Annotated in this window: 2 protein-coding genes and 1 pseudogene; 1 reads left to right on the forward strand and 2 read right to left on the reverse strand. The window is 66.2% G+C overall.

Annotated elements, in window-relative coordinates; all coding sequences use genetic code 11:
- Positions 1-1,083, reverse strand: a pseudogene (locus WAN02_RS10780) (type VII secretion protein EccC); the annotation flags it as partial.
- On the reverse strand, positions 1,080-2,591 hold the full coding sequence (eccB, locus tag WAN02_RS10785; RefSeq protein ID WP_422264152.1) for a type VII secretion protein EccB: 1,512 nt from the start codon (positions 2,589-2,591) through the stop codon (positions 1,080-1,082). The gene eccB and the pseudogene WAN02_RS10780, both read right to left, overlap by 4 nt.
- A 306-nt stretch (positions 2,592-2,897) precedes the next feature.
- Between eccB and WAN02_RS10790 the strand changes: the two genes are divergently transcribed.
- On the forward strand, positions 2,898-3,989 hold a 1,092-nt coding region (locus WAN02_RS10790), incomplete at its 3' end, for a 4-alpha-glucanotransferase (RefSeq protein WP_422264153.1).

Below are 3,989 nucleotides of genomic sequence, written 5' to 3' on the forward strand. Positions count from 1 at the left end.
CGGATTGCCGGTCCACAGCGCAGACCCGGTCAGATCGAAGAACGTCACGCCGTCCACACCGTCGACGCTGATGACGTACTCCCACTGCGGGTCGTCGACATCGGCGATGATCACGTGGTGCGGGGTCGGTGTCTCCGCCGAGGAGCTTGCGTGTCGAGGCGTGAAAGACCCACGCCCAGCGAATAATTCGGCCTGGTCGGCGGCGAACTCGCGAACTGACCCGTACACCATCCGGATATTGCCGGCGGCGTCGCGACGGCGCGGATCGCCGAAGTGTGGCAGCCACTTGACCCAGTCCCACTTGCTCATGTCGGACGTGACCACGATCATCTGTAGGTGGTCAGGCCCGTGTGAGAAGGCCAGCTGGAGGAGCAGCGCGCGCATGGCGCCCAGCGTCTGCTCGCGGTTACCGACCAGCGCGTACCACGGCTCGACCAGCAGCGACACCATCTTCGGCAGGTTGTAGATGACGCTCTGGTAGCGACCGAATTCCTGCAGTGCCTTACCCGTCACCGGCTCGAGTTCGATATCGGTCGGCATGTTCTGCGGCTCGCCCCAGGTCACCTCGGGACGGGTCATGCCCACCCCGATGCGGGCGACACCGAAGTTGAGGTCCTTGCCATCGGGCTTGCGCTCCCACATCCGGGGTGAGCCCACCGCCGCCGCCAGCGTCGTCGGGTCCGGGTGGAACCAGCGGTAGTTGGCGTCCATGCTGTCGGCCGACTCGTTCGCGGTCTCCCGCAGCATGTCCAGCATCAGCATGAACTGGGCGCGCATCGCGTCCAGCTTCGGCCGGCTCATCTGCTGCTGGCCACCGAAACGGCCACCGAACATCATCATGGCGACGCCACCGATCATGAAGATCGGGAAGATCGAGCCGGCGCCGAGAAACATCCGCGAGCCATTGGCGACGGTCATGCCGACCATGCCGACCAGCAAGCCGACCACCAGCACGCCGACCACGATCAGCCACCACGGCTTACCTTCGGGCGGCGGGACACTCAGCGGTGTTGGAAGGACGATGTTCTCCGGCCTGACGGCAGGCGCCCGTTCGGGCGTTGGGCGTGCGAAACCTTGCTTCACTTGGGTACCACTAACTCTGCGGGGTTCATATCGGTCGGAAGGGTGTCATGACGCACCAACGCATCGGCGCGAGATAATGCGGGGCCCGGTGCCAGCAGGCGCAACGCGACCCACGGCGCCGGCGACGGCTTGGCCGTCAGCCCCAGTGCGGAGCGGGAATCACGAGTGTTCTCCACGCCGAAGCGCGCACCGGAACTCGTGAGCCACCAGAGGGATTCGGACGTGCTCGCCCCCGGGTCATTGCCCGTGACGACGACCCAATTGCCGTAATCGGGGCCGAAGAAGACGTGATCGGCTTCGCGGCCCGAGGAGTCCGCCTTGACCAGCGACACGACCTTGTCGGTCGAGCCGTTGGGCACCGGAATCGTCGGCCCGGATATCACCTGGATGCGAGCCCGTTCCTCACCGGCGGTCTTCTGCCACCACCAGCACGTCGCGGGATTCTCTTTCAGGTCGATCGGATTGAGTGGGGCGTCGGGGTAGGCCGACAGGTCCAGCCCGTTGATGACCGGCATCTTCGCCAACGACGCGGGGGCCACCACCACCGGCGAGTTGCCCGCCGGGGTGCCGGCGTTCTGCAGGATCTGCGCGACGAGCGAATTGACCGTCTGCACTCCGTCGGCCAGTACCACTGAATACTGTTGCGGCCCACTGATTTGCGGCGTCACGATCACGGTTCCGATCGGCCCGGGTGCATTGGTGAACGCCGCGGGTTGGCCGGCGCCCGGGACCCTGGGCACCGTCAACTCGGGGCCGACGGGCAACGAGTCGTACAGCGCGCGGCTCATCGGGTGCGCCTGGCTGACGTGCTCCGGGGTCAAGCCAAGCGGCAGCAATACCGCGCGGTTGGCCGAGTCGATGCGCGACCGACGACCCTGCCGTACCACGTAGGTGTCCTTCTCGTACCTGAGAACCACGGCTTCGGACTCGTTCAGCACGTGGCGGCGGTTCGACAAGTCGGGCGTGCCGTCGATCACGGTGACCGTCACCGGCGGCGCAGCAATGCCGGCCGTCGGTGTCACCGAGTCGCACACCAGCCACGACGATGTCGCCGGGGTCGTCGGGGTGAACTCCGACGGTGCGCCGGGGATGCCGACCAACGGCCCGTGCGGCTGCTCGGCGATCTGGCTCCCCCGCACCTTGTGCGGGTTGTCTGCGCGCCCAGCGATCAGCCGGGCGGATGCCAGGTTCAGCGCGGGATAGATCTTGTCGCCGACCCGGACATACAGTGCACCCGAGTCACGGTCGGCGATGATCGGTGTGTCGTTCAGCTGCCCGGAGGGGCTGATGAAGGAGTACAGCAAGGCGCCGAGGCAGATCACCAGGGCGGCCGATATCGACGCCACCACGGCCAGCGTTTGGCGCCGGCCGGGTTCGATTTCCATCCGAACCCGCCAGCGAGTCAACGCCATAGCGGTACGACGGGCCAGGAACTGGTAACCGGTTACCTGGGTCCGGGTGGACAGTCCGAGGCCGTAGCCCGAACCCCGCTGCTGGTCACCAGCCATTTTTGCTTATGCTCCCAGTCGATCGAGCGCCTGAATGCTGTGTAGTCCCACGATTCACACGGATAACGGTAGGGCACCCCAGGCGACCTCGCCAGGCGAATGTTTGGACGCGGCCGCTATTTGCGTACACGCCAGTAGTGGTTTGCGCCACAGAGCCAGTCACCTGCCATTGATTAGGTGGGAAGAAATGGAAGAAATCGTCGCTGCGCATCGTACGGCCCGGAGCAAACCCAGCTCACAGAACAGTCGACGCCGAGGTGAACAGTCGGGTCGCATCGAGGACATCTCAACAAGCAAGATGTCGGTATGAGCCGATTGGCGCCGTCGTTGGTCGAACTTGCGGCTCGATTCGGGATCGCCACCGACTACGAAGATTGGAGCGGTCGCCGAGTTGGCGTCCCGGAAAGCACATTGATTGCAGTGCTGGCCGCGCTCGGCATCCCCGCCGCTGACGAGGCGGAACGCAACGCGGCGCGGATTGTGCACGAACGCGCGCACTGGTCGCGCGCCCTACCGCCGACCATCCTGAGCCAGGCCGGCACGCAGACCACGTTCTGGGTGCACGTAACCCACGGTCAGCCGGCCGAGGTGTGGGTGGTGCTCGAAGATGGGACCGTTCGCACCGGGATACGCCAGGTCGACAATTTCACCCCACCGTTCGAGCTGGACGGATGCCGGATCGGCGAAGCGAGCTTTGTGCTGCCCGACGACCTGCCGCTGGGCTATCACCGGGTGCATCTGCGCTCCGGCGACGACGTGGCCAGCGCCGCGGTGATCGTGACGCCGGCCTGGCTTGGCGTGCCCCAGCGCCTCGGCGCTCGTCGCACCTGGGGATTGGCCACGCAGTTATATAGCGTCCGGTCCCGCCAGTCCTGGGGTGTCGGCGACCTCACCGATCTCGTTGATCTTGCAGTGTGGTCGGCGGCGGTTTACGGCGCCGGTTACGTGCTGGTCAATCCGTTGCACGCGGCGGAGCCGACCTCTCCTATGGAGCCGTCGCCGTATCTGCCGACGTCGCGCCGCTTCGTCAACCCGCTGTATCTGCGCGTCGAGGCCATTCCGGAATTCGCCGACCTGCGTAAACGCAGCCGGGTGCGGCGATTGCGCCGAGATTTGCAACATCGCGTGGCCGCGCTGGACTCCATCGACCGCGACGCCGCCTGGAAGGCCAAGCGGGCGGCGCTGAAACTCGTCTACCGGGTGCCACGAACTGCCGGCCGCGAACTGGCGTACGCGGCATACCGCGACCGCGAGGGCGTTGCGCTCGATGACTTCGCCACCTGGTGCGCACTGGCCGAGGAGTACGGCGGCGACTGGCACCGGTGGCCCGAGTCGGTGCAGCATCCCGGCGCTGACGGCGTCGCAGACTTCGTCGCGGGGCATGGAGCGGCGGTGGAT

Origin of the sequence: Mycobacterium sp., from assembly GCF_049281135.1 — a bacterium.
Taxonomy (GTDB): domain Bacteria; phylum Actinomycetota; class Actinomycetes; order Mycobacteriales; family Mycobacteriaceae; genus Mycobacterium.